Origin of the sequence: Aquabacter albus (genome assembly GCF_040049275.1) — a bacterium.
Taxonomy (GTDB): domain Bacteria; phylum Pseudomonadota; class Alphaproteobacteria; order Rhizobiales; family Xanthobacteraceae; genus Aquabacter.
Genome location: NZ_JBDZDT010000011.1, coordinates 136472 through 161053, shown reverse-complemented (window position 1 = coordinate 161053; position 24582 = coordinate 136472). Strand labels below are relative to the sequence as shown.

At 66.6% G+C, this 24582-nt stretch carries 23 protein-coding genes; 16 read left to right on the top strand and 7 right to left on the bottom strand.

Annotation, left to right across the window (positions count from 1 at the left end; translation table 11 throughout):
- Positions 1-90 precede the first annotated feature (90 nt).
- A complete protein-coding gene (locus ABLE91_RS25095; RefSeq protein ID WP_348935283.1) occupies positions 91-1287 on the bottom strand; it encodes an amidohydrolase family protein in 1197 nt (398 codons plus the stop codon).
- Between the two features lie 10 nt (positions 1288-1297).
- Positions 1298-1879 (bottom strand): amino acid synthesis family protein, encoded by a 582-nt coding sequence (locus tag ABLE91_RS25090; protein WP_348935282.1) that lies wholly within the window; start codon positions 1877-1879, stop codon positions 1298-1300.
- 428 nt (positions 1880-2307) lie between these two features.
- On the opposite strand from ABLE91_RS25090, the gene ABLE91_RS25085 reads away from it, so the two are divergent.
- The 5 genes from ABLE91_RS25085 (at position 2308) to ABLE91_RS25065 (ending at position 8092) form a co-directional block, all read left to right on the top strand.
- Positions 2308-2712, top strand: a complete 405-nt coding sequence (locus ABLE91_RS25085) for a DUF5132 domain-containing protein (protein WP_348935281.1) — start codon at positions 2308-2310, stop codon at positions 2710-2712.
- A 239-nt stretch (positions 2713-2951) separates the two neighbouring features.
- The gene (locus ABLE91_RS25080; protein ID WP_348935280.1) at positions 2952-3770 is read left to right on the top strand and encodes an HMA2 domain-containing protein; all 819 of its coding nucleotides are present in this window, start codon (positions 2952-2954) and stop codon (positions 3768-3770) included.
- A gap of 94 nt (positions 3771-3864) precedes the next feature.
- The gene (locus ABLE91_RS25075) at positions 3865-5958 is read left to right on the top strand and encodes a heavy metal translocating P-type ATPase (protein ID WP_348935279.1); all 2094 of its coding nucleotides are present in this window, start codon (positions 3865-3867) and stop codon (positions 5956-5958) included.
- Complete coding sequence (locus ABLE91_RS25070) at positions 5958-6818, top strand: EcsC family protein (RefSeq protein ID WP_348935278.1); 861 nt, start codon at positions 5958-5960, stop codon at positions 6816-6818. The genes ABLE91_RS25075 and ABLE91_RS25070 overlap by 1 nt, the downstream gene beginning before the upstream one ends.
- On the top strand, positions 6815-8092 hold the full coding sequence (locus ABLE91_RS25065; RefSeq protein WP_348935277.1) for a DUF445 domain-containing protein: 1278 nt from the start codon (positions 6815-6817) through the stop codon (positions 8090-8092). The genes ABLE91_RS25070 and ABLE91_RS25065 overlap by 4 nt, the downstream gene beginning before the upstream one ends.
- A gap of 40 nt (positions 8093-8132) precedes the next feature.
- Here the strand turns inward: ABLE91_RS25065 and ABLE91_RS25060 are convergent, their stop codons facing one another.
- Positions 8133-8627, bottom strand: a complete 495-nt coding sequence (locus ABLE91_RS25060; RefSeq protein WP_510181995.1) for an Lrp/AsnC family transcriptional regulator — start codon at positions 8625-8627, stop codon at positions 8133-8135.
- Between the two features lie 200 nt (positions 8628-8827).
- Here ABLE91_RS25060 and ABLE91_RS25055 point away from each other — a divergent pair, with 200 nt between their 5' ends.
- The gene (locus tag ABLE91_RS25055; RefSeq protein ID WP_348935276.1) at positions 8828-9346 is read left to right on the top strand and encodes a cysteine dioxygenase; all 519 of its coding nucleotides are present in this window, start codon (positions 8828-8830) and stop codon (positions 9344-9346) included.
- A gap of 13 nt (positions 9347-9359) precedes the next feature.
- Here the strand turns inward: ABLE91_RS25055 and ABLE91_RS25050 are convergent, their stop codons facing one another.
- Positions 9360-10100 (bottom strand): SDR family oxidoreductase, encoded by a 741-nt coding sequence (locus ABLE91_RS25050; protein ID WP_348935275.1) that lies wholly within the window; start codon positions 10098-10100, stop codon positions 9360-9362.
- 178 nt (positions 10101-10278) lie between these two features.
- Between ABLE91_RS25050 and ABLE91_RS25045 the strand changes: the two genes are divergently transcribed.
- The 10 genes from ABLE91_RS25045 to ABLE91_RS25000 all read left to right on the top strand — a co-directional run bounded on the left by ABLE91_RS25045 (position 10279) and on the right by ABLE91_RS25000 (position 21353).
- Complete coding sequence (locus tag ABLE91_RS25045; protein ID WP_348935274.1) at positions 10279-11241, top strand: LysR substrate-binding domain-containing protein; 963 nt, start codon at positions 10279-10281, stop codon at positions 11239-11241.
- A 107-nt stretch (positions 11242-11348) separates the two neighbouring features.
- Positions 11349-12242, top strand: a complete 894-nt coding sequence (locus ABLE91_RS25040) for an NAD(P)-dependent oxidoreductase (protein ID WP_348935273.1) — start codon at positions 11349-11351, stop codon at positions 12240-12242.
- Between the two features lie 35 nt (positions 12243-12277).
- Positions 12278-13699, top strand: coding sequence for an MmgE/PrpD family protein (locus ABLE91_RS25035; RefSeq protein ID WP_348935272.1), 1422 nt, complete (start codon positions 12278-12280; stop codon positions 13697-13699).
- A 138-nt stretch (positions 13700-13837) separates the two neighbouring features.
- Complete coding sequence (locus tag ABLE91_RS25030) at positions 13838-14794, top strand: branched-chain amino acid ABC transporter permease (protein WP_348935271.1); 957 nt, start codon at positions 13838-13840, stop codon at positions 14792-14794.
- Complete coding sequence (locus tag ABLE91_RS25025; protein WP_348935270.1) at positions 14794-16566, top strand: branched-chain amino acid ABC transporter ATP-binding protein/permease; 1773 nt, start codon at positions 14794-14796, stop codon at positions 16564-16566. Before ABLE91_RS25030 ends, ABLE91_RS25025 begins: the two co-directional genes overlap by 1 nt.
- Positions 16553-17260, top strand: coding sequence for an ABC transporter ATP-binding protein (locus ABLE91_RS25020; protein ID WP_348935269.1), 708 nt, complete (start codon positions 16553-16555; stop codon positions 17258-17260). The genes ABLE91_RS25025 and ABLE91_RS25020 overlap by 14 nt, the downstream gene beginning before the upstream one ends.
- 57 nt (positions 17261-17317) lie before the next feature.
- Positions 17318-18562 carry an ABC transporter substrate-binding protein gene (locus tag ABLE91_RS25015; protein WP_348935268.1) on the top strand — a complete coding sequence of 415 codons (1245 nt, stop codon included), beginning with the start codon at positions 17318-17320 and terminating at the stop codon, positions 18560-18562.
- Positions 18563-18599: 37 nt separating this feature from the next.
- The gene (locus ABLE91_RS25010) at positions 18600-19835 is read left to right on the top strand and encodes an ABC transporter substrate-binding protein (RefSeq protein WP_348935267.1); all 1236 of its coding nucleotides are present in this window, start codon (positions 18600-18602) and stop codon (positions 19833-19835) included.
- Positions 19836-19898: 63 nt separating this feature from the next.
- The gene (locus tag ABLE91_RS25005; RefSeq protein WP_348935266.1) at positions 19899-20288 is read left to right on the top strand and encodes a carboxymuconolactone decarboxylase family protein; all 390 of its coding nucleotides are present in this window, start codon (positions 19899-19901) and stop codon (positions 20286-20288) included.
- A 69-nt stretch (positions 20289-20357) separates the two neighbouring features.
- Positions 20358-21353 (top strand): Ldh family oxidoreductase, encoded by a 996-nt coding sequence (locus tag ABLE91_RS25000; protein WP_348935265.1) that lies wholly within the window; start codon positions 20358-20360, stop codon positions 21351-21353.
- A 138-nt stretch (positions 21354-21491) separates the two neighbouring features.
- On the opposite strand, the gene ABLE91_RS24995 is transcribed toward ABLE91_RS25000, so the two are convergent.
- Genes ABLE91_RS24995 through ABLE91_RS24985 form a run of 3 tightly spaced genes read right to left on the bottom strand, consistent with a single transcriptional unit; the run spans position 21492 to position 24581 of the window.
- Positions 21492-22835 carry an MmgE/PrpD family protein gene (locus ABLE91_RS24995; protein WP_348935264.1) on the bottom strand — a complete coding sequence of 448 codons (1344 nt, stop codon included), beginning with the start codon at positions 22833-22835 and terminating at the stop codon, positions 21492-21494.
- Positions 22836-22847: 12 nt separating this feature from the next.
- A complete protein-coding gene (locus ABLE91_RS24990) occupies positions 22848-23750 on the bottom strand; it encodes an NAD(P)-dependent oxidoreductase (RefSeq protein ID WP_348935263.1) in 903 nt (300 codons plus the stop codon).
- A gap of 39 nt (positions 23751-23789) precedes the next feature.
- Positions 23790-24581, bottom strand: coding sequence for an SDR family NAD(P)-dependent oxidoreductase (locus tag ABLE91_RS24985; protein ID WP_348935262.1), 792 nt, complete (start codon positions 24579-24581; stop codon positions 23790-23792).
- Position 24582: the final 1 nt, after the last annotated feature.

The window sequence follows — 24582 nt, the reverse complement described above, 5'->3', positions numbered from 1 at the left end:
ACAAGCTCCAGACCGGCTACCTAACTTTAAAAGCTTCCTTTGTCGCCTCCCGTGAACCACCACCCTGGGGACGGAGCAGTTGGCTACCGCTCAGTGCGGGGCCCCCGAGAAGTCGAATGGAAGCCTGCATTGCGCCACCCGCACCGTGCGCACCGATGCGGGCGTATTGCGGCTCCTGCCGACGAAGCGCGGGACGCCGTCTGTGACCACGGCGGCGACGGCGGGCACGTCGCCATTGCTCAGCGCCGCCAAAGCGTCGTCCTGCGAGCCACCGGCGCAGGCGTCGATGAGAAGCACGTCGCCGTCACGGCCGGCTTCCAGCAGGCCGGAATTCAGGCGGTAGACGCCGGCATTGTTGCCGGTGGCCGCGGCGATGGCCTGCTCCGGCGGCATCCCGCCGAGGCTCGCCAGATGGGAGATGGTGTAGAACATGCCGAGCGGCATAATCCCGCTTCCCGTGGGCGTGTCCGTCGCGATCAGCAGGCGCTCCGGCTGGCCGGCCGCATCGAGGAGCTTCGCGGTCAGCAGCGCGGTGCGCAGGTTGCCGGCCGTGCAGATCTGCAGGGCGATGTCGCTGTCCTCCACCAGCCGCGCGAAGCCCGCTTCCGGCATGGCGACGGGGCCGCCATTGACGTGGAAGGACACGCAGGGATTGGACGCCAGCACATGCTCCGCCCAGATGCCGGACGAGCCGGGAATGGAAGACCCGCCCGTATGCATGGTCGTCACCATGCCGAGGCGCCGCGCGGCCTGCATGAGCGGTGCATAGTCGAAGGGCGTGCCGAAAGCCCCAAAGCCGGCCTTCGCCAGCCAGATTCCGGCGCTCCGGAGATCGGACAGGTCGGCCTCGGTCAGGCCCGGCTCCAGAATGACGGAGCCGGCATGCACCCGCATGCCGCCGGGCCGATAATCCAGGAAGCAGGCCCGCGCCGCCAGCGCCAGGGCCTTGACGCCGGCAGGGTCCTTCGGCCGGCCGGGCACATGCACCTCGGAGGCGGTGATGGCGGTGGTGGTTCCGCCATGCACGTAGCTTTCGAGATAGCCCACCACGCGCTGGCGCGGGGTGTAGTCGCCGAAGGTGATGTGGACATGGCTGTCGATGAGGCCGGGGATGGCGGTGGTTCCGGCGGCATCGATCACGACGTCGGCGGCGTCTATATCGCTAGCCGATGCTGTTCCGACGGCCGTGATCGACCCGTCCTGCATGACGATGGTGTCGCCCGCGGCAAAGGGCGCCTCGATCCGGCCGGTGACGATGCGGCCGATATTGGTGATGACCGTGCGCATGGGTCTCTCCTCAGCGCAGGCCGTCTTTGGCGCTGATCTCGTGGCTGGCGAGGCCGCCCACGCGCGCATTGAGGCGCCCGCGATTGGCGATGCAGACAATGAGCGCCACTTCGTCGGCCTCCGGCGCTTCGTCGGGGAGCCGCAGTGTCATTCCGTCATAATGGGAGCGCACGTAAAGCGCGTCCTTGTGCGCGAGCGGAACGTCGATGGTCGCTCCGGGCGCCGCGCGCTTGGTGAAGGAGGGGATCCAGGCGAGCGCGCCGCCAATGGCATCGCGCAGGGGCGCGGCGAAGGTGGTGGTCAGCATGGCGTTGGCATGCTCCAGCTCCCCGCCAAGACCGACGATGCCGCCCTTGCCATAGCTCTCGATCTTGTAGGATCCCATGGCCGCGACGGCCGCGTCCGCCATAACCCGTCCCAGCGCGGCGCTCGCATCGATCATGGGCGAGAGATCCTCCACATAGCGGCCCGCATAGGGATTCCCCACCAGGGCGATCACCGCGACCTTGCGGATGGGCTCGGCGTGCCGGCGGCCGGCTTCGACGTCCTTGTGGTCAACCAAAGTGAGGATGCGGCGGATCTCGATCTGCATGTGATCTCTTCTCTTCGCAAAATTCCGGACGGAAGGCTCAAAGGCCAGCCATTATGGCTTCATATTCTAGCTTTTAAAAGAAGCAATATGCGCAAGCGACGGCCGAAAATGCTGACGCGCGCACGTTCCCTCGATGCTGTGTCGAAGGAATGTGCCCGCGTCCCCCGCCGGTCCTATCGCAGCGCCTCTTCGGGGCGCCGTGAATCACGCCGAATCGCCGGCGCCAACCAGTTATTGCGTCCGTTTCCTAATCGAACGAGGCTGGTGCAGGAGTTTCAGCAGCGTTGCATCGAATATTATGCAGGATTTGATTGTATATGAATAAATTATGACAAGCTCAGAGCGTTGCAACCCGCTCCCACTTGCGTTACCGAGATGCTGTTGTGTTGCACTGCGGTTTAATGGCGAAAGAGCGGGGGGCGTTTGCCATGTCTAAATACAAGTTGCACGTCGAAGACGACGCTGAGCTGGCCGAGGAGCATGTCGCCAATGGCGAGCAGGCGGAGGCTGCGCCGTCCGACGATATCGTCGGCAAGGCTGCGACCATCGCTGTTGTGGCCGCGGGCGTCGCCCTGTTCGAAGTCGCGCTCATTCCCGGCATGGTGATCGGCGTTGCCGCGACCCTCGCGCCCAATCTTCTGCCGAAGCTCGGCTCGCGCATGAAGCCGCTGCTGCACACCACCGTGCGCGGCGCCTACAAGATCAGCCGCAAGGCCCGGTCGGCCGTGAGCGAAGCGCAGGAGCAGCTCCAGGACATCGCCGCCGAGGTCAAGGCCGAGCAGGTGGCCACGGCGCAGGAAAAGCCCGCCACCGCTGCCGCCAACGCCCACTGAGGCTGCCCCAGGGCCAGGCCATTCGTGCTTGGCCCTGCGGTGTGATCTGCCTTGAGGCCTTTGGCTGCCCGCGAGGCGTGTCGGCGCCCGGTAATCCGGAGCACGCGTTATTGCCTTGTCCGTCAAAGGCTCGCATTTCCGCAGGGATGTGCCGGTTTCGGCAAAGAAACCCTGCTGAATACGGATACGGGAAGACGGCGCGTCTTCCGAGCGCTTCACGCGTGGCATGAGATTGAGTGATGACGAACTCCATTACGCATGACACCACCGGCGTGAAGGACAACGCCGCGGACGCTTCCCCGACGCCGGACGTGAACCTTGCTGTGGAGCAGGCCGTGATCGGCGCTCTGGAGCACGCCATGGACGTCGCCGAGAAGGACATCGCGGCCGTGGAAATCGCCGCCAAGGATGACGTCGCCAGCGGCACCGCCGCCAGGGACGCCGCCGCTGTGGACGGTTCCCCGGCGCAGCCCGCGGCCGGCAAGCCGGCCCGGCCGCGCAAGCACAAGCTCAAGATCGTCCACAAGGTGCCGGGCCGCATTCGCCTCAAGGTGCCCCATGGCAAGTCCCAGCCGGAGCTGCTGACCCTTTATCAGGACATCTTCTCCAAGGTGCCCGGCATCTCCAGCGTGAAGACGAAGCCCGAGAGCGGCAGCGTCATCATCAATTACGATGTCCAGCACGAAGGCCAGTTCGCCGCTCAGTTCGGCCATATCTGCAGTCAGCACCGGGTCGAGCACGCGCCCCGCCCCGGCGATGAGATCCATGTGCTCGCGTCCAAGATCGAGGCGGAAGCCGAGTTCCTGGCGGAGCGCTCCGAATTCGCGAGGAACACGGTCCAGTTCTTCAAGAAGCTGGACTATGAGCTGAAGTCCGTCTCCGGCAATACGGTTGACCTGAAGATCGTTCTGGTCGGCGGCTTGGCTGCCTACACCTTCTTTGAGCTTGGAGCGGGAGCTGCGACCCCCATGTGGGCGACGCTGGCCCTGTTCTCGTTCAACCATCTCGCCGAGTTGCACACACAGCATTCGCCCGCGCCAGCCTACGCGGCGCGCTGATCCACCGAGGACGCGGCCCTCGTGGAACCACGGGGGAATCGAGGCCGATTCCATGTATTTTGATATCCGCCACGCGATTGCGGGCAGGATTCGTTTGCACATCCCCCTGCTGGCCCATCCCTCGCAGCTGGCGGAGGCGACCCTCGCCTGGCTCAAGGGCCAGGCCTGGGTGAAAAGTGCCCGCATCAATTATGACTGCGCCTGCCTGGTGCTGGACTATGATCCGGCCCGCAAGGGAGAGCTGGACGGCATTCTGGGCCTGCTCCGGCACATGAGCATCGGGGATCTCGAAGGCCTTCTCGGACGGCAGGTCGCTGTGCCGGCGCCAGTGCCTGCACCCGCTCCGAAGCCAAAGCCGAGCGCCGAGAAGAGCCTGCGCTGCCCGCTCAGCCTGCCGACCCTGTCGTTCGGGCTGGCGCTCATCCCGCACCCGCTGGCTTTCGCGATCAATGTTCCCCTGACCCTCTACAACGCCATCCCGATCTTCAAGCGCGCCTGGCACGTCTTGAGCAGCGAGCGGCGCCTCAACGTGGACTTCCTCGATACGCTTGCCATCGGCGCCTCCATCGCCCAGGGCAACCTCGTCGCCGCCACCATCGTCGTCTGGCTGATCCGGCTGGGAGACTGGATCCGCGACCTGACGGCGGCGGGCTCGAAGCGCGCCATCCGCGAATTGCTGGAGTTCCAGAGCAAGAATGCCTGGATCGTGAAGGACGGCACGGTGGTGTCGATCCCGGCCGCGGACCTCCAGCCCGACGACCACGTCGTGGTCTATCCCGGCGACATGATCCCGGTGGATGGCGAGATCGTGCGCGGCCATGCGCTGGTCGACCAGAAGACCATCACCGGCGAGGGCCTCGCGGTCTCGCGCTCGGTCGGCGAGCAGGTCTATGCCGCCACCGTCGTGCAGGAAGGCCAGGTCACCATCCGCGCCGACCGGGTCGGGGACAACACCACGGCGGGGCAGATCGCCCGGCTCGTGGAATCCAATCCCGTGGGCGACACCCGCATGCAGAATCATGCGGAGCGCTTCGCCGACCGGCTGGTGCTGCCGACGCTGGGCATGGCGATCGGCACCGCGCTGCTCACGCGCGACTTCAACCGCTTCCTGTCACTGGTGATCGTCGATTACGGCACCGGCATCCGCGTCGCCGCGCCCACCTCCGTTCTGTCCTCCATGACCCATGCCGCGCGCTGCGGCATCATCATCAAGAGCGGCGGGCACATGGAGAAGCTCGCCCATGTGGACACGGTGGTGTTCGACAAGACGGGCACGCTCAGCTTCGGCACGCCGCACGTCACCGGCATCATCGGCTATGAGGACAATATCGCCGACGACCATCTGCTGGCGCTCGCCGGCGCGGCCGAGACCCATTTGCAGCATCCGGTGGCCGAGGCCCTGCGGGAGAAGATCCGCGAGCTCGACCTGCAGATGCCGCCCTGCGACGAGACGCAGTACCACATCGGCCTTGGCGTGGAAGGCAAGGTCAACGGCTATTACATGCATGTGGGCAGCGAGCGCTTCCTCAGGCAGAGCGACATCAGGGTCGATCACATCGCTTCCGACCGCGCCGCCATCGATCATCGCGGCCATTCCTGCCTCTATGTGGCGGTGGACGGCAAGCTCGCCGGCCTCATCTCCTACGAGGACCGCATCCGCCCCGAAGGCCGGCAGGTGATCGAGCGGCTGCATGCCATGGGCGTGCGCGACACCGTCATGCTCACCGGCGACAATGCCGTCGTCGCCGCCGCCGTCGGCCGCCGGCTGGGCCTCACGCGGCAGGTGGCGAACATGATGCCCGCCGACAAGGCGGAGGTGGTCCAGAGCCTTCAGAAGGAAGGCCGGGTGATCGCCATGATCGGAGATGGGATCAACGATTCCCCGGCCCTGAGCTTCGCCGACGTGGGCATCGCCATGAAGCATGGCGCGGACATCGCCCATGAGGCTGCGGACGTGATCCTCATGGAGGATTCTCTCTGGAAGCTGGTGCAGGCGATGGAAATCTCCCGCGATGCGGTCGCCCTCATCAAGCAGAATTACGGCATCGTGGCCGCGCTCAACACGGTCGCACTGGGTCTCGCCTTGCCGGGCACCCTGGTGGGGCCGGAAGTCACGGCCCTCATCAGCAACGGCTCGGCCATCATCGCCAGCCTCAACGGCGTCCGTCCCTTGATGAAACGCCACTGATGACGCAAAGCCACGATCCCGACGCGCCCCTGCGCCCCCAGCATCAGAAAGAGCTTTCACATGCGGTGAAGCTGCTGGAACGGCCGACCTTCGCGGCGCGGCTGGCGGACTATGCGGGCAAGCCGGTGAACGAGATCATCAAGCTGATGCCCGGGCCCATCAACCGGCAGTTCCAGGGCATCGTGCGCATAGCCATCCTGCAATGCCTCGAGACCGCCGTGGAATCGCTCGAGAATGACGAGCCCGCCCCGCCGTCCGATTGGACGGGCAAGGTCATGACGGGCCTGACCGGCGGCGTCGGCGGCTTCTTCGGTCTGGCGGCCCTGCCAATCGAGCTTCCCTTGACCACGACCCTGATGCTGCGCTCCATCGCGGAGATCGCCCGCGATTATGGCGAAGACCTGACCGAGCTCGATGCGCGGCTGGCCTGCGTCGAGGTCTTCGCCCTTGGCGGGCGCTCGACCGCGGACGTTGCCCGCATCGATTATTATGCGGTCCGCGCGGTGCTCTCCCGCCTCATGAGCGACGTCGCCAGGCAGTTTGCCGAGTTCGGCGTCGTCAATGCCTCCTCGCCGGTCATCACCCGTCTGGTGGGCGAGATCATGGGGCGGTTCGGCCTTGCGGTGTCGGACCGGCTGGCGGCCAGCGCGGCGCCCATCCTCGGCGCGGTCGGCGGGGCAACGGTCAATATGGTGTTCATGGACCATTTCCAGCGCATCGCACGGGGCCATTTCGCCATTCGGCGGCTTGAGCGGACCTATGGCGCGCCTCAGATCGAGGCCCTTTATCACCACGCCGCGCGCGAGTTGAACAACCGCACCCGCATGCCCTCTCCACCGCCCCAGGCGGCGCGGAAATGACCGACGCCGGAGAGACCGGCGTAGGATCCGAGCCGGAGAATAGCGACTATGTGGCGGCTGCGGCGCGCCGCCTGTGGTGGACCGCCACCGGCCTGCTCGCCTTGGTCACGGCCACGTTCGTCTTCACCGTCCGCTGGCCCGATCTGTGGTCGGGCATGCCGTATCTGCGGGCCTTCTGCGAGGCGGCGATGGTGGGCGCCTGCGCCGACTGGTTCGCGGTGGTCGCGCTGTTCCGCCATCCGCTCGGGATCCCCATTCCCCACACGGCCATCATTCCGCGCCACAAGCAGCGCGTCGCAGCGGCCATGGGCCGTTTCGTCTCGAACAATTTCCTCGCGCCCGAGCACATCGCCACCCGGCTGGAACGCTTCGACGCTGCCGGCCTTGCCGCGGACTGGCTGAAGCAGCCGCACAACGTGCTTTGGCTGAAGGAGCAATCGCGCAATCTCGTTCCGCCGCTGCTCGATCTCCTGGGAGACAAGCGCCTCCGGAGCTTCGCCGGCGCGGCTTTCCGTCAAGGCGTCGATTCCATCGACGTGGCCTCGCTGTCGGCGCGGACGCTCTCGGTGCTGGTGCGCAACGGCTACCACAACGAAGTCTTTGACCGGATCCTGATGCTGGCCAGCGCCTTCATGCACGACCACCAGGATGGCATCCGCGAGCAGGTCGCGAGCAAGGGCGTGCGCTGGCTGCCCGGCTGGGTGGACAACAAGCTGGCCGATGCCTTCATCGCCGAGGTGCTGCGCGAGCTGGAGGCGGCGCGGGCGCAGGACCATCCGTGGCGACGCCGATTCCAGCAGGAGATTTCTCACTGGATCTCCCTGCTCTCCTCGGACGAGGAGATGCCGGAGCGGATGGAGCGCATCAAGTCCGAGGTGCTGAGCTCGTCCGTGGTGGACGGCTATGTGGACTGGCTCGGCAACGAGATGGAGGAGCGGCTGCGCGCCGACATCGCGAAGCCGGACGGGCTGTTCGCGGCGCGGGTGGAAGACGGGGTGGTGGCGCTCGCCGCGTGGCTCGAAGCCGAGCCGCACATGCGGGAGACCCTCAATCGCGGCCTGCGGCAATGGGTGGTGGACGCCCTCGTTCCGAACCGGGCCGAAGTCGGCCGTTTCATCACGGAGACGGTGGAGCGCTGGGACACGCAGACGCTGGTCGAGAAGATCGAGACCCAGGTGGGCAAGGACCTGCAATATATCCGCGTCAACGGCACGCTGGTGGGCGGCCTGATCGGCCTCGCCATCTTCACGGTCTCGCGCTGGCTGGCGCCTTAGCGCGGGTTGCCACGGGGTCTCGCGCCCGATGCCCTGCAGTTCATGAATGCCCGGTCTCGGCGAACTGCAGCGGTATCTCTGTGGTCGACTTCAATTCCTCCATGGCAAACATGGAGGTCACGTCGGTCAGCTCAACCTTCGAGATCAGTTTCTTATACAAGGCATCATAGCTGCCGATGTCCGGCACATGGGCCTTTAGCAGATAGTCGATCTCTCCGCTCATACGGTAAAAATCGACGATCTCGGGGATATCCCTGACGGCACGGGCGAATTTCTCCAGCCATTCGACCGAGTGCTTGTTCGTCCGGACCGCGATGAACACGGTGACGCCCACATTGAGAGACGCACGGTCCAGGAGAGCGACGCGCTTCCTGATGATCCCGGCCTTCTCCAGCTTCTGGACCCGCCGCCAGCAAGGAGTCTGCGAGATGCCGACCCTCTCCGCCAGATCCGTGAGCGGCAGAGCCGCATCGGACTGAAGTTCCTTGAGGATTCTGAGGTCGATCGCATCCAGTTTCACGGCGGTACGGGACATGGCTCCCCACGGCAGGCGGAATCATGGGCAATGCCCACACGGCGATTTCAACGCTATAGCGAATGGCGCAACAAAATTCTACGAACGGCGAAATTGCGGATAAAGGAATCCCAATCTGGTCAGGAAGTGTGGAAAATTCGCAATCCAATTCCCGATGCGGTCGCCTAGCCTGTCTTCATCCTTTCCATGCGGATGAAGACATGACCTCGCTGCAAGAGCCGAACGATATGAAGCTGCTGCGCCATCTGGGTGCGGCGAGCAAAGGCTCAGCGCAGGACTACCTCGCCGCCGCCCGTGGTGCCCTGGAACATCTCGTGCAACGTCCCGGCCTTCTCGACGGCATGGCGCTGAAGCGCCGGCCGGGCGGCTATGAACGCAACCTGATCTATGGCGATGAGGAGATCAGCGTGTGGGCCATGGTATGGGCGGCGGGGTCGCGGACGTCGATCCACGACCACCATTGCTCCTGCTGCTTCGCGGTGCTGCAGGGCCAGATCGAGGACGCCCATTTCCGGGCCATCGACAGTGAGCAGGCGGTGCTGGTGAAGCGCACCACCCGCAGCCAAGGATACATTGGCTGCATGCTGCCCACGGGGCCGAACCTGCACCAGATGGCGAATGTGGGCGTGGGGGATGCGGTCTCGCTGCACATTTACGGCTTCGACCACAATCTGCACGCCTCCTCCATCGACCGCGAATACCGGCTCGCCGCCCTTTGAGGCCCGATCGTCGCTAGAACCTGTTCACCGGCAGCACCATGATCTCCGCGATCTGCACGTGCGGAGGCTGCTCCAGGGCGTAGAGGATGGTGCGGGCCACGTCCTCGGGCTCAAGCGCCATCTTGAACTGGTCGAAATAGGCCCTCTCCTTCTCCTTGTCTCCGCGATAGCGGGTCAGGATGATGCCCGTGCGGACAAGGCCGGGGAGGATCTCGGTGACGCGCACGGCGGTCTCGGTGAGTTCCCCGCGCAGGGTCTGCGTGAACATGCGCACGCCGGCCTTCGAGGTGGAATAGGCGGTCATATCAGGGATGAGCCGCACCGCATTGATGGACGATATATTGACGATGTGCCCGGAATTGCGCGCCACCATGGCTGGCAGCACGGCGCGGGTCATGCGCATGGTGCCGATCAGGTTGGTCTGGATGATGTTGCTCCAATCATCCGGTGAGCCCTCGGCAAACGGCGTGCGCCCGCCAATGTCGTGGCCCGCATTGTTGATGAGCACCTCCACCGGGGCGAAATCCGCCGGCACGCTGGAAAGGATGCCGTCCACCTTGGCGTGGTCCGTGGTGTCGAGCGTGATGGGGTGGGCGGCCGCGCCCAATTCCCCGGCCAGTTCCGCCAACCCTTCGGGATTGCGGTCCACCAGCACGATGCGGCGGCCGGAGGCGACCACCCCGCGCGCGATAGCGCGGCCGAGCCCGCCTGCCGCGCCCGTCAGAAGCACGGTGCCCTTGTTTTCGTCGGCCATGGTTTCCTCCCTCGCGCACTTTAAATGACGTAGCGGCGCGTTGCGCGAAGACTGGCAGATGGGGGAGACTGTGTCCGCCGCCGCGCGCGTGCTAACTGTTATTCTGGAAATCGCGAGGCCGGACGGGACGGCCTGGGGGTATTGCCAGCCCTTTCAACCGCGCAATACGAATGAAAAAATGGACTTCAAGCAGCTGAAAGCCTTCGCGACACTGGCGGAATTCGGCTCCTTCTCGCGGGCCGCCGCCGTGTTGTCCGTCGCCCAGCCTGTGCTCTCGCGCCAGATCAAGACGCTGGAGCAGGAACTGGGCATCGAGCTCTTCTACCGCAACGGCCGCGGCATCGTGCTGACCGAGGCGGGCAAGCTGCTGCACTCCTATGCGGGCGGCGTACTCGACAGCGTTTCGCGGGCCACCACCGAAGTGATGGCGCTGCGCGCCGAGCCGCGCGGCACCATCGCCATAGGCATGCCTCCCTCCGTGGGCTCCATCCTCACCGTGCCGCTGGTGCAGACCTTCCGCGCCGAATTCCCGCTCATCTCCATGCGGGTGGTGGAGGGCTTTTCCGGCCATCTCCTCGAATGGCTGGCGACGGGCAAGATCGATGTGGCGGTGCTCTACAACGCCCCGCGCACCAGCAATCTGCGCGCCGAACCCTTGTTGCAGGAAGAGATCAACCTCCTCGGCGCCATCGACGATCCTTTGGGGCTGCCCGATGGCCCGGTGCCGGCGCGGCGGCTACCCGAAATCCCCATGATCATCCCCTCGCGCCCCCACGGGCTGCGCCTCGTGGTGGACGCGCTGCTGGGCGAGGCGACCATCGACATGAACGTGATCCTGGAAGTGGACGCCATGCCCTCCACCCTTGCTTTGGTGGAGCGGGGGATGGGCTACACGCTGCTCTCCTACGGCCCGGCGCGACACCTCATCGAGACGGGGCGCATGAAGAGTTGGTCCATTGTCGACCCAGTTCTCACGCGCCAGTTGATCCTTGCCACCTCCAGCCAGGGGCCGACCACGTCCGCGACCCGCGCGCTGGCCGCCATGGTGCGGCGGCAGGTGCAGGATCTTGTGCGGCGCGGCCTGTGGCTGTCGGACAAATCTGCGGAATCTGCTGCATTGCAGCGTGAACATCGCCGATGAGAAAGCTGTTATACTGTAATAGACGATGACGGTCTTGGTTCATCGGGTTTAGCCTCGTTCCCACAATAGATGAGCCGCGAGCCTAACTCTGCGGCAGAGGGAACGTCATGGGTGAGCTTCTCGGTTTCGTTGGCCTTGGCCGCATGGGCGGTGCCATGGCATCCCGCCTCCTCGATGCCGGCTATGAGCTGTGCGTCTACGACACGCAGGCTGCGGCAACCGCCCCGCTGGTGGCACGCGGCGCGCGCCTCGCGTCTTCCCCTGGCGAGGTGGCCACCACCGCCGAGACCATCCTCCTCAGCCTGCCGACGCCGGACATCGTGAAGTCCGTGACCCTCGGCGAGGGCGGGCTCGCGCACGGCAACAAGATCCGCACGGTGATCGACCTCTCCACCTCCGGCCCCGGCGCCTCCGCCATCGTGGCGAAGGGCTTGGGCGAGCGTGAGATTTCGCTGATCGACGCGCCGGTCTCCGGCGGCATCGCCGGCGCCAAGGGCGGCACGCTTGCCATCATGATCTCCGGCCCGAAGGCGGTCTACGAGACCACGGCCGAGCCGATCCTGAAGCATTTCGGCAAGCTCTTTTACACCGGCGAGAAGAACGGCCTCGCCCAGACCGCAAAGCTGGTGAACAACCTCCTGGCGGCGGCCGCCATCGTCATCTCCTCCGAGGGCATGGCCATGGGGGTGAAGGCGGGCCTCGACCCCAAGGTGCTGCTGGACATCATCAACGTCTCCTCCGGCCGCAACAGCGCGACGCAGGACAAGTTCCCGCGCTCCGTGCTGCCCGGCACCTTCGATTTCGGCTTCGCCACCGGCCTTTCCTACAAGGACGTGCGGCTCTGCCTCGACGAGGCGGAGGCCATGGGCATTCCCATGATCATGGGCGCGGTGGTGCGCCAGATCCTGGCGCTGACCCAGGCGAAATACGGCGCGGATTCCGATTTCACCTCCATCGCGAAGCTTTCGGAGGAATGGGCGGGGGTGGAAATCCGGGGGTAGGGGGCACTGGCAGCGCGGGCGAGAGGAGGCACGTCATGGCGAGGGATAATCCCGCAGGCACAGGCGCGCTCTCGGCCGCCCGCGCGGTGGCGCGGCAAGCCCAGGCGGTGCACCTCTCCGACCTTTCGGTCGCGGTGCGTGACAAGCTGAAAATCTGCCTTCTCGACTTCCTGTCCTGCGCCTTCGAGGCGCGTGACCTTCCCTGGAGCCGGCAGGCCATCTCCATTGCGCCGCGCACCAGTTCGGGCGCGACCATCATCGCCACCGGCTTTCTTGCGCCGGCGGGCGATGCGGCTTTCGCCAACGCCACCCTCGGCCATGGCCTTGTGCGCGAGGACATGCATGCGGGCAGCATCGGCCATCATGGCGTGGTGATCTGGCCAGCGCTCCTCGCATTGGCGCAGCGCGAACAGGTCTCCGGCGCGCGGCTGCTGACCGCTGCAGCCATCGGCTATGAGGTGGGCGGCCGGCTCGGCCGAGCACTGTTCAATGCCGATCTGGCGCGGCTCTACCGCCCCACGGGCGTCATCGGCCCCATTGCGGGCGCGGTGGCGGGAAGCTGCCTCCTCGGCCTCGGCGAGGACGAGACGGTGTCCGCTCTCGCGCTCGGCGCCAACTCCTCCTCGGGCCTCAACCAGTGGCCTCACGAGGGCAGCAGCGACATGTATTTCCACCCCGGCTTTGCGGCACGAGGCGCGGTGATCGCCGTCGACCTCGCCAGGGCCGGTGCTTACGGGTCCGAGCAGATCCTGGAAGGGGAGGCGGGCCTGTTCGCCGCCTTCCGCCGGGGCGCGGCGCCGGCCACCATCGCGCTGTTCCCGAACGGGGAGGCGGAGATCCTCGCCGTCTACAACAAGCCCGTCCCGGCCTGCAATTTTGCGCAGACCGCCTGCCAGGCGGCCCTGCGGGTGGCGCAGGAGATCGACGGCGTGGATGCCATCCGCTCCGTCTGCGTGCATCTGCCGGAGGCGGCCATCCGCTATCCCGGGTGCGATTTCGCCGGGCCTTTCGAGCGCGCGCTCCAGGCGAAGATGAGCATCCAGTACGGGGTCGCCGCCGCCTTGGTCCGCAAAGTGGTGGAGGAGGAGAATTACCGGCGGCTGGACGATTTCCAGGTGCTGCGGCTCACCGCCCTCATGAAGCTTGAGCGCGACGCCGCCTTCACCGCCGCCTTCCCGCGCGCCCAGGGCGCCGAGGTGGTGGTGAAGCTGGCGGGCGGCGCCACCATCAGCCGCCGCATCCCGGATGTGATCGCGGCCACCGAAGGCGAGATCCGCCAGCGCTTCCGCGCTGCGGCGACCGAGGTGCTGGGCGCCGATCAGACCGACGCCATCGAGGAAGTCGTCGACCACCTCGAAGAGGCGGACGATGCGGGGCGGATCGCGGCGCTCTGCGCCCCCCGCGCCCCGGAGACGGCGCGTTACGCCGGGATGCGCGCAGCCAAGGGAGGAGCATGACCCACCTCTGGGGATGAGGTCGTCACGACACAATCCGCCACGAACGAGCACAAAAGCTCGAGGGCAACAAAACGGAGGGAATGTGGAAATGGGCACCGTGCCGTTCGGCGCAGGGACAGGCCGTGAGAGGTCGCATCCATGACGTCGCAATTCGTCGAGAACATGTTGCAGGCGCTCGCCGCCGGCATCCTTGCGGGCGCCATCTATGGCCTCATGTGCGTCGGCCTCGGGCTGATCTTCGGGGTCATGCGGGTCATCAACTTCGCCCAGGGCGATTTCATGATGCTCGGCATGTATGCCGCCTATTATTTGTTCCTCTCCTTCGGCATCCAGGCCCTGTTCGGCAACGTGATCGGCCCCTATGTGGCGATCCTGCTGGCGACGCCGCTTTTGTTCCTGTTCGGCTACTTCATCCACAAATTCCTGATCTCGCGCGTCACCGGGCAACGCACCGTGCAGCTTGAAGGGGAGGGGCATTTCGCCCAGCTCATCCTCACGCTCGGCGTCGCTCTGGTGCTCCAGAATGGCGGGCTCATCGTGTTCGGCTCGGTGCTGGCCTCCATCCGCACGCCGCTCTCCTCGAGCGCGTGGGAGCTCGGCCCGTTCTGGGGCGATTACGTTTCCATCTTCGTCAACAAGTCCCGCGGCATCGCGGCTTTGTTCTCGGTGGTGGCCATGGTGGGGCTCTGGCTGCTCATCGCCCGCACGAGGCTCGGCAAGGCGCTGCGCGCCTCCGCCGACAATCCCGTGGCGGCGACCTACATGGGCATCAATATCGACCGCTCCTACCGCATCGCCTTCGGCCTCGGCGCGGCGGTCACCGCCATGGCGGGCGGCCTGCTCGCCACCAACTATCCCTTCCACCCCTATATCGGCATCGAATACGTGATCGTCATGTATGCCGGGGTGGTGCTGGGGGGCATGGGCTCCATCACCGGCGCCTTCTGGGGCGGCATGACCATCGGGCTCGTGCAACAGCTCTCAACCCTCGTGCTGCCGACGCAGCTCCAGAATGCCGCGATCTTCGTCGTCTTCCTTCTCATCATCTTCCTGCGCCCGCAGGGCTTCTTCGGCCGCATGGTGGAGAGGACGTGATGCAGACCCTGCGCTCCCTCGGCCCCATCCTGCTCGCCGCGGCCATCTATGCCGCGATCACGCTGGTGGTAACCAATTCCTACTACCAACTCACCCTCACGCTGGTTCTGGTGTGGGCCATCTTCGGCCTCTCCTGGAACATCCTGTCCGGCTATACCGGGCTGGTCTCGTTCGGCCATGCGGCTTTCTTCGGCCTCGGCGCCTATGCGACCGCCCTCGGCCAGATCTATTTCGACCTGTCGCCCTGGGTGCTGATCCCCATCTCGGTGGTGATCGGCGGGCTGGCGGGCGTGCTCATCGGCCTCCCCACCTTCCGCCTGCGCGGCCATTATTTCGCGCTGGCCATGCTCGCCTATCCCCTGGCGCTGCTCTACGTGTTCGAGTGGCTCGGCTACCAGGAGCTGACCCTCCCCATCAAAAGGGAGACGCCCTTCGCCTACATGCAGTTCTCGGACCCGCGCATGTACACCATGGTGGCGCTGGTGATGCTGCTGGTGGTGGTCCTCATCACTCGGGCGGTGGAGCGCTCGCGCTTCGGAATGGCGCTCCTCGCCATCAAGCAGAACGAGGCGGCGGCGGAAGCGGCGGGCATCAACACACTGTACTGGAAGCTCTGCTCCATCGCCTTGTCCGGCGCCATCGCTGGGGCGGTGGGCGCCTTCTATGCGGTGGTGCTGCTGGTAGTCACGCCGCCTTCCGTGTTCGGCATGCTGGTGTCGGCGCAGGCGCTCACCGTCTCCATGTTCGGCGGCATCGGCACCGTGTGGGGACCGCTCATCGGGGCGGCGGTGCTGATCCCGGTGTCCGAGGTGCTGCATGCGGAGCTGGGGGCGAAGATCCCCGGCATCCAGGGCGTCATCTTCGGCCTCGCCATCATGGCGGTGATCCTTATGGCCCCGGAAGGCGTCTACTGGAAGGTGCGGGACTGGTGGCGCAAGCGCCATGCGCCGGCGCCCGCCATCACGCCCACGCTGCCCGAGCACGTGGTGCCCTTCAGCCCGGCCCCGGCGCGCCAGAGGCGCCCGGTGACGGGGCCGGTGCTGCTCTCCGTGAAGGGTCTCTCCAAGTCCTTCGGCGGGCTCAAGGCGGTGCAGGATGTGAGCTTCGATGTGCATGAGGGCATGATCCTCGGCATCATCGGTCCCAACGGCGCTGGCAAGACCACCTTGTTCAACCTGCTGAACGGCTTCCTGAAGCCGGATGCCGGCGAGGTGATGCTGGACGGCAAGAACATGGTAGGGCGGCGCCCGCACGAATTGTGTGTGGCCGGCGTCGGCCGCACCTTCCAGGTCATGCGCCCGTTCCCGCGCATGTCGGTGCGGGACAATGTGCGGGTCGGCGCCTATGTGCGGGCCGCGTCCGAGGAGGAGGCCCAGCGCCTCGCGGATGATGCGGTGGCCCGCGCCGGCCTCTCCTCCGTGGCGCACAAGGTGGCGGCGGAGCTGACCACCAAGGAACTGCGCCTCATGGAGCTGGCCCGCGCGCTTGCCGGCAAGCCGCGCCTGCTGCTGCTGGACGAGACGCTGGCGGGCCTCGGCCATGGAGAGGCGGACGAGGTGGTGGCCGTGGTCCAGCGCCTCGCCCGCGAGGGCGTCACCATCGTGATCATCGAGCACACCATGCAGGCCATGGTGCGCCTGGTGGACCACTTCCTCGTCCTCGACCACGGCGCCGTCCTCGTGGATGGCGAGCCGGAAGAGGTCACCCGCAACCCGCGCGTGATCGAGGCTTATCTCGGCAAGAAATGGGGGGCCGCCCATGCTCGCGCTTGACGGCGTCTGCGCCGGTTATTCGGTGGTGCCGGTCCTGAAGGACGTGTCGCTGGAGGTGAAGGCGGGGCAGTTCGTCGCCATCGTCGGCCCGAACGGCGCTGGCAAGACCACCCTGTTCAAGACCATATCCGGGATCGTGCGGCCCAGTGCCGGCAAGATCACCTTCGAGGGGCGGGACCTTACGAGCGTCCTGCCCTCCGAGCGGCCGCATCTGGGCATCGCCCATGTGCCGGAGGGGCGACAGGTGTTTCCCTCCCTCTCGGTGATGGAGAACCTGGAAATGGGCGCCTTCACCGAGGCCGGGCAGCGCGCCTTCAAGCGCAATCTCGACCTCATCTTCGCGCTCATGCCGGTGCTCGCGGACAGGCGCGGGCAGTTCGCCGGCACGCTCTCGGGCGGCGAGCAGCAGATGGTGGCGATCGGCCGGGGCATCGCCTCCGCGCCGAAGCTCCTGATGCTGGACGAGCCCTCCATGGGCCTCGCCCCGGCCATCGCCGACTTCATCTTCGAGAAGCTGATCGAGATCCGCCAGCAGACCAACCTCACCATCCTGCTCGTGGAGCAGCGCGTGGCCGAGGCGCTGGAATCCGCCGACCACGGCTACGTGCTCGAAGCCGGGCGGGTGGTGCTGGACGGCAGCAACGCGACCCTTCGGGCCGACGACCGGGTCAGGCAGGCCTATCTCGGCATGTGACGCACAAAACTGAACTGGGAACGAGCCCGCGCATAAGCGGGCCGATGGGAGGAAACCATGAGTGACGTCATCTCGTCCTTGACGCGGCGGACATTTCTCGGCGGCGCCGCAGCCACCGGCATCGCCCTTTCATCCCGCGCGCAGGCGCAGGGCCAGCCGGCCGAAGTGAAGGTCGGCCTCATCGTGCCGCTCTCCGGCCTTTATGCCCGCCCCGGCGCGGTGATGAAGATGGGCGGTGAGATGGGCGTCGCCGACATCAACGCCGCAGGCGGCATCAAGGCTCTGGGCGGTGCGAAGCTGAAGCTGGTGCCGCTGGATTGCGGCGACACCATCGAGAAGGCGAAGAACGCCGCCCAGCGTATGGTGGCGCAGGAGCCCGACCTCGTCGCCGCCACGGGCTCCTATCTCTCCTCCTTCACCCTGGCGGTGAGCGAGGTGACCGAGCGCGCCGGCCTGCCGCTGCTGACGCTGTCCTATTCGGACCTGCTCACCGACCGCGGCTTCAAGCACATCTTCCAGACCGCGGCCACCGCCTCCGCCCAGTCGGAGCAGGGCCTGCCGGAGCTGATGAAGCTGGCGGAGAAGGCCTCCGGCAAAAGGCCGAAGACGGTCGCCATCGCCATGGACAATACCGGCACGTCCATCGCCACGGCCAAGGCGCTGAAGGAGAAGCTGTTCCCGCAGCTCGGCCTGGAACTGGTCGTGGACGAGGTGTGGACCCCGCCGCTCGCGGACGCCACCCCGCTCATCCAGAAGGTCCGCTCGGCCCGGCCGGACCTGTTCCTCTTCATGCCCAACGCCATCTCCGACGCCAAGCTGGGCCTGGAGAAGATGAACGAGTTCGGGCTCGGCCAGGGCAAGATCCCCACGATCTCCTTCTCCATCACCATCGCCGAGCCGGACATGCTCCAGAGCGTCAGTCCGGAAGTGGTGCAGGGCATCATGACCATCGTCGCCAATTGGGGCGTGAAGGGCCAGGAGAAGCTCATGGCCGAGCTGAAGGCCAAGTATAACGAACCCTGGATGACCCAGAACGTGGTCTCCACCTATGGCGACATGTGGCTCATCAAGGATGCGCTGGAGAAGGCCGGAAAGGCCGACCGCGCGGCGGTTTCCGACGCGCTCCACACGCTCGATGCCGGCCCGTCCAAATACTATCCTGGCGGCATTCTGAAGTTCGACGAGAAGGGCCGGCGCGTCGGCGCGGGCGTGGTGGTCGTCCAGTGGCAGAACGGAGTGCCCGTGACGGTCTTCCCGGAAAACCTCGCCGTCGCTCCGCCCTTCTGGCCGAAGCGTGGCTGACCGAAATCACAAAGCAACAAACGAGATGGAGGGAAACATGACTAGGACAGGACATTTGACGCGGCGCACATTGTTGGCGGCCACTGCGTTGAGCGTGATGGCCACAGGCGCGTTCGCGCAAGGCGCGCAGCCCCAGGAGGTGAAAGTCGGCCTCCTGGTCCCGCTGTCAGGGCTTTATGCGCGGCCGGGCACGGTGATGAAGATGGGCGCCGAGATGGCGGTGGACCACATCAACGCGGCCGGCGGCATCAAGGCGCTGAACGGGGCGAAGCTCAAGCTGGTGGTGCTGGATTCCGGCGACACCACGGAGAAGGCGAAGAACGCCGCCCAGCGCATGGTGGCGCAGGAGACCGACCTCGTCGCGGCGACCGGCGCCTACCTCTCCTCCTTCACGCTGGCGGCCACCGAGGTGACCGAGCGCGCGCAGCTTCCCATGCTGACGCTCTCTTATTCCGACCTCATCACCGACCGCGGCTTCCACTATGTCTTCCAGACCTCGGCGACCGCGGCCTCCCAGGCCCGCCAGGCGCTGCCGCTCATCATGAAGCTCGCCGAGGACGCCTCCGGAAAAAGGCCGAAGACGGTGGCGATCATCACCGACAATACCGGCGCCTCCATCGCCTCGGTGAAGCCCATGCGCGAGGGGCTTTTGAAGGAGCTGGGCCTGGAACTCGTCATGGACGAGACCTTCACGCCGCCGCTCTCGGACGCGACGCCTTTGGTGCAGAAGGTCCGCTCCACGCGCCCGGACCTCCTGTTCTTCCTGCCGACCGTCATCTCCGACGCGAAGCTGGTGCTTGAGAAGATGAACGAGTTCGGCCTCGGGCAGGGCAAGATCCCCACCATCTCCTTCGGCATCGCCATCGCCGAGCCGGACATCCTCCAGACCATCAGCCCCGAGCTGCTGCAGGGCGTGCTCACCTGCGTCGGGAGCTGGGCCACCAAGGGCCATGAGGCGCTCATCAAGGAGCTGAACGTCCGCTACAAGGAGCCCTGGATGACCCAGAACGCCATCTCCACCTATGGCGACATGTGGGTGATCAAGGACGCCCTGGAGAAGGCCGGCAAGGCCGACAAGGTGGCGGTGGCGGACGCCCTGCGCACCATGGATGCCGGGCCCTCCAAATATTATCCCGGCGGCATCATCAAGTTCGACGAGAAGGGCCGCCGTGTGAATGCGGAGATGACCGTGGTGCAGTGGCAGAGCGGCATCCCCGTCACCGTCTTCCCGAAAAGCCTCGCGGTCGCCGAGCCGTTCTGGCCCAAGCGCTGAAGATCCACCCGCCCGGACATGCGGCGGATGGCGGTTTCCTGACCAAACCTAGGAAGGACAGTCATGAGCAAAGAGGATTTTGATCGCGGTCTCGCCATCCGCAAGGACGTGCTCGGCAAGGAGTTCGTGGAGAAGTCGCTCGCCTCGGCGACCGACTTCAACCGCCCCATGCAGGAGCTCACCACGGAGTATTGCTGGGGCTGGCTGTGGGGACGCGAGGAAGAGCTGCCGCGCAAGACGCGCTCCATGCTCAACCTCGCCATCCTGGGCGCGATCAACCGCAACCACGAGCTCAAGATGCACGTGAAGGGCGCGCTGAAGAACGGTGTCACGAAGGCGGAGATCCGCGAGGTGCTGCTCCAGGTCGCCATCTATTGCGGCATCCCGGCCGGCGTCGATTCCTTCCGCACCGCGCAGGAAGCGTTCAACGAGGTCGAAAACCAGGGCCGCTGAGGTGGCTCCACTCCCGCCGCCGGTCAGGGCCGGCGGCGGCCTTTTCACGCCCGAGACGGGGATAGTCCCATGCGCCTGACTTGCGCCGAGGCGCGCCGGCTCGCCGAGCGCGTGATGGAAGCTCTCGGCCATGACGCGGCCGACGCCGCGCTGATCGCCGACCATCTGATGGATTGCGAGCTGCGTGGCCTCGCCTATGGCGGGCTCGCCCGCGCCATCTCCATCGCCGAGCGCATCGCGCGCACCGGCGACCGGCGTACCCCCATCCGCATCACCCACGAGACGCCGGTTTCCGCGCATCTCGATGGCGGCGACCATATCGGCTACCTCGTCGCCCACCGCGCGACGCGCCTTGTGATCGAGAAGGCGGAGGCGTCCGGCATCGCCATCGTGGGCGCCAGGAACACCTGGTACACGGGCATGCTGTCTTATTTCGCCGAGATGGCGGCGGCGCGCGGGCTGGTGAGCATCATCGCATCGAACACCTCGCCCTGGGTCGCGCCTTATGGCGGCACGGAAGGACGCCTCGGCACCAATCCCATCTGCTTCGCTTTTCCCGGCATCGGGGACCCTGTGATCTGGGACATCGGCACCTCGGCCATCATCCATGCGGAGGCGACTTTGGCCAAGCGGCTCGGCCAGGAGCTTCCGCCCGGCGTCGCTTATGATCCTGAGGGCCGCCCGACGCGCGATCCTGCCGCGGCGTTGGCAGGGGCTTTCGCCACCTGGGGCGGGCCGAAAGGCTCGGGGCTTGCCCTCGTGGTGCAGCTTCTGGGGACGCTGGCGGGATCGCCGGCGCAGCCGCCCGAGCTGGAGGATTTCGGCTTCCTCATCATCGCCTTGCGTCCGGATCTGATGGGGCCGGAGGCGGATTTCCGGGCCAACGTCTCGGCCTATGCGGAGGCGGTGCGCGGCACACGGCCGGTGGAGGGCGGTGGACCCGTGCGCATGCCGTTCGACCGTTCCCGCGCGCTGCGCGAGGAGCGCCGCCGCGGGGACGTGATCGAGGTGCCGGATGTGCTGGTGGCGCAGCTTGAGACGGTGGCGGCGCGTGTGCCGGCCTGACCGTTCGCCATTCAGAAATAAACGGCTTCCCGTTTCCATCGTCATCCCCGGACTTGATCCGGGGATCTCCCACCATCCTTGGTGCCGCGTCGGTCCTGAGGGAGATGCCCGGGTCGAGCCCGGGCATGACAGCTCCGGCTAGGGCCGCACATGCCGCATGACGGCGCCCGCATCAGTGGCCGTGTCCAGCGACCAGACGGCGCCAATCAGCCCATCCACGTCGATCCCGGCCACGGGTGCGGCGAGCATGCGCAGCTTGGCCTCGATGTCGGCATCGCTCAGCGGGTTCTTCTCGCTGCCGAGGGCGTGCTCCACGAGCGTCTCCAGCACGCGCCCGTCATCGAGGGTGATGGCAAGCTTGGCACCTTCCACCGGCATCATGGGATCGTCCGCCACCGACACCTTGGCGCTGAGCGCCCGCACGGCGGGATCGTTCACCCTGGCGTCGGAATATTGCGCAAGGCCCGCCGCCCCGTCGATGAGCGCTGCCGCAACCGTATGCTGAAGGCTCACCTGCGCCTCCCGGCCGGTGCGCACGTTCGGCCGGTCGGTGCGCTGGCGCAGCAGCGGGTGGCCGCTCGCCACGATGGACACGATGCGGGCCACATCGAAGCCCGGCTCCCGGCGCAGCATCAGGCAGGCGTCGGTGACCGGATGCAGCACCACGCCGGAGGGGTAGGGCTTGTAGGTGTTGCGGGCCAGTTCCCAGGTGGTGCCGAGCCCATCTGCGATCTTTCCGAAATTGGGCTTCTCCGCCGTGACATTGGCGAAGCCGCGCACGCCTTCCAGCGGCCGGTCCGGTCCGCCGATGCCGTTCGCAGCCCCGAGAGCCGCGATCATCCCGCCCCGCGCCGAATTGCCGACGCCGAGGCTCTTGGCGCCCGTGCCGAGGGCCTCAACCAGCCCGCAGGCCTGGGACGCCGCATTGCCCAAAGCATCGAGCGTACGCCGGGCGTCGAGCTTGAGGATCTTCGCGATGGCCGCCGCGGAGCCGAACACCCCGCAGGTGGAGGTGATGTGCCAGCCCCGCGCATAATGCCCCGGCGAGATGGCATTGCCGATCCGGCATTCTGCCTCGACCCCCAGCACGAAGGCGTGGATGAGGTCCGCGCCGCTCATGGGGCGGGTCTCGGCAAAGGCGAAGAGGGCAGGGGCCACCGGCGCGGTGGGGTGGATCACCGTGCCGGGATGGGTGTCGTCATAGTCGAACACATTGGCGCCCGCCGCATTGAGGAATGCGGCGCCCAGCGCATCGGTGCGCGCGCTCCGGCCGACCACGGTGGAGGTGGCCGGCCCTGCGAAGGGGGCGAGGGTCGCGAGGGCGGAATCGAGCACGGGATCGTGCGCTCCGGCCAGGGCCACGGCGAAGAAGTTCAGCAGCGAGCGCTTGGCTTCGTGCCGCACGCGCTCCGGCACATCCTCCGGGCGCGCGGCGGCGATGAAATCGGCGAGCGCACGGCTCGCGCCGACCTCGTTCGTCATGGCAGTCCTCCCTCAGACGGTTTTGGCCGCCTTGCCGCGCACTTCGACGCCCGCCCACTGCTCCACCACGCGGATCATGTTGGTCATGTCCGCATCCGGCCCGTACAGTTCGCGGGTGATAGCGAGCATCTGGCGCACCGCGCTGCCCACCACCATGGGCACGCCCATGGCTTCCGCCTCTTCCAGGCACAGGCGGGAATCCTTGGCGGAAAGCCCAACGGCGAAGCCGAAATCGAAGGTGCGGGGCAGGACGAAGTTCGGGATCTTGTCCACAGTGGCGCTGTTGCGGCCGCTGCCGGCGTTGAACACCTCGATCATCACGTCCGCATCGAGCCCGGCCTTGGCGCCGAGCACCATGGCTTCGGAGGAGATGGCGAGGGCCGCCACCGAGACCATGTTGTTGATGAGCTTCATGGTCTGGGCGAGGCCGGGCTTCTCGCCCACATAGGTGACGCGGCCGAGATGGGCGAACACCTCCTTCAGCGCCTCGAACACCGCCGGCTTGCCTGCCGCCATCATGCCGAGCTTGCCCGCCTTGGCGCCGGCGACGCCGCCGCTCACCGGGCAGTCGACGGTGTCAATGCCCTTTTCCGCGAGGCTCGCCGCCACATCCGCCTCGACCCGCGGGCCGGTGGTGGAGAGGTCCACGAACACCTTCACCGCCGAGCCGTCCTTCACCCCCTGGGCGACCAGCTTCACCACGTCAGGCGTCGGCAGGGAGGCGAGCACCCATTCGCCCTTGTCGGCCACTTCCTTGGGCGAGCTTGCCGCCTTCGCGCCCTTCGCCACTAGCTCCGCCACCGCGGCCGCATTGGTGTCGAACACCGTCACGTCATAGCCGGCCTCCACGAGACGCCCCGCCATGGGAGCACCCATCCGGCCGAGGCCGACGAAGCCGATCGTTGTCTTGGTCATCATGTCTTCCTCAGATGGTCGCGCCGGTCGGCGCGCGGTTCAGCTCACCGTCCAGGCGGCATCGATGGGCAGGGCCGCGCCGTTCACGTCGCGGGCCTCGGGGCTGCACAGATAGACGAGCAGGCTCGTCACGGCGTCGTAGGAGATGAAGCGCCCGCCCGGCTGGCGGTCGGAGAGGTATTCCCGCGTCGCCTCCTCCTGGGAGACGCCCTTGCGGGCCGCGATGGCGTCGATGCGCGAGGCGATGGCGGGGGTGGGCAGGGTGCCGGGGCACAGCGCGTTGCAGGTGATGTCCGTGCCGGAGAATTCCAGCGCGATGCCCCGCGTCATGCCGATGATGGCGGTCTTGCTGGTGATGTAGTCCACCCGGTTCGGCGCACCGAAGAAGCTGTGCACGGAGCCGAGATTGACGATGCGTCCCCAGCCCTTGGCGCGCATTCCGGGCACGGCGAGGCGGATGAGGTGGAAGGGCGCGGAGATGTTCACCGCCAGCGCTTCGTCCCAGCGCTCCACGGGATAATTCTCCACCGGCGAGAAGTGCCGCACCACCGCATTGTTCACCAGGATGTCGATGGTGCCGAGCCGTGCCTGCGCGCTCGCCATCAGGGCCTCGATGGCGGAAACGTCCCGCAGGTCCGCGCGGTGGTAGAAAATGCTGCCGGGGCCGGCGGAGATCCCGGCGAGCGTCTCCGCCACCTCGCTGTCCTCCACGATGCCTGTGATGACCACATGGCATCCCTCGGCCACGAGGCGCTCGGCGATGGCGAGGCCGAGGCCGCCGGTGGCGCCGGTGACGAGCGCGGTGCGCCCTGCAATGCTGTTGGACGCCATC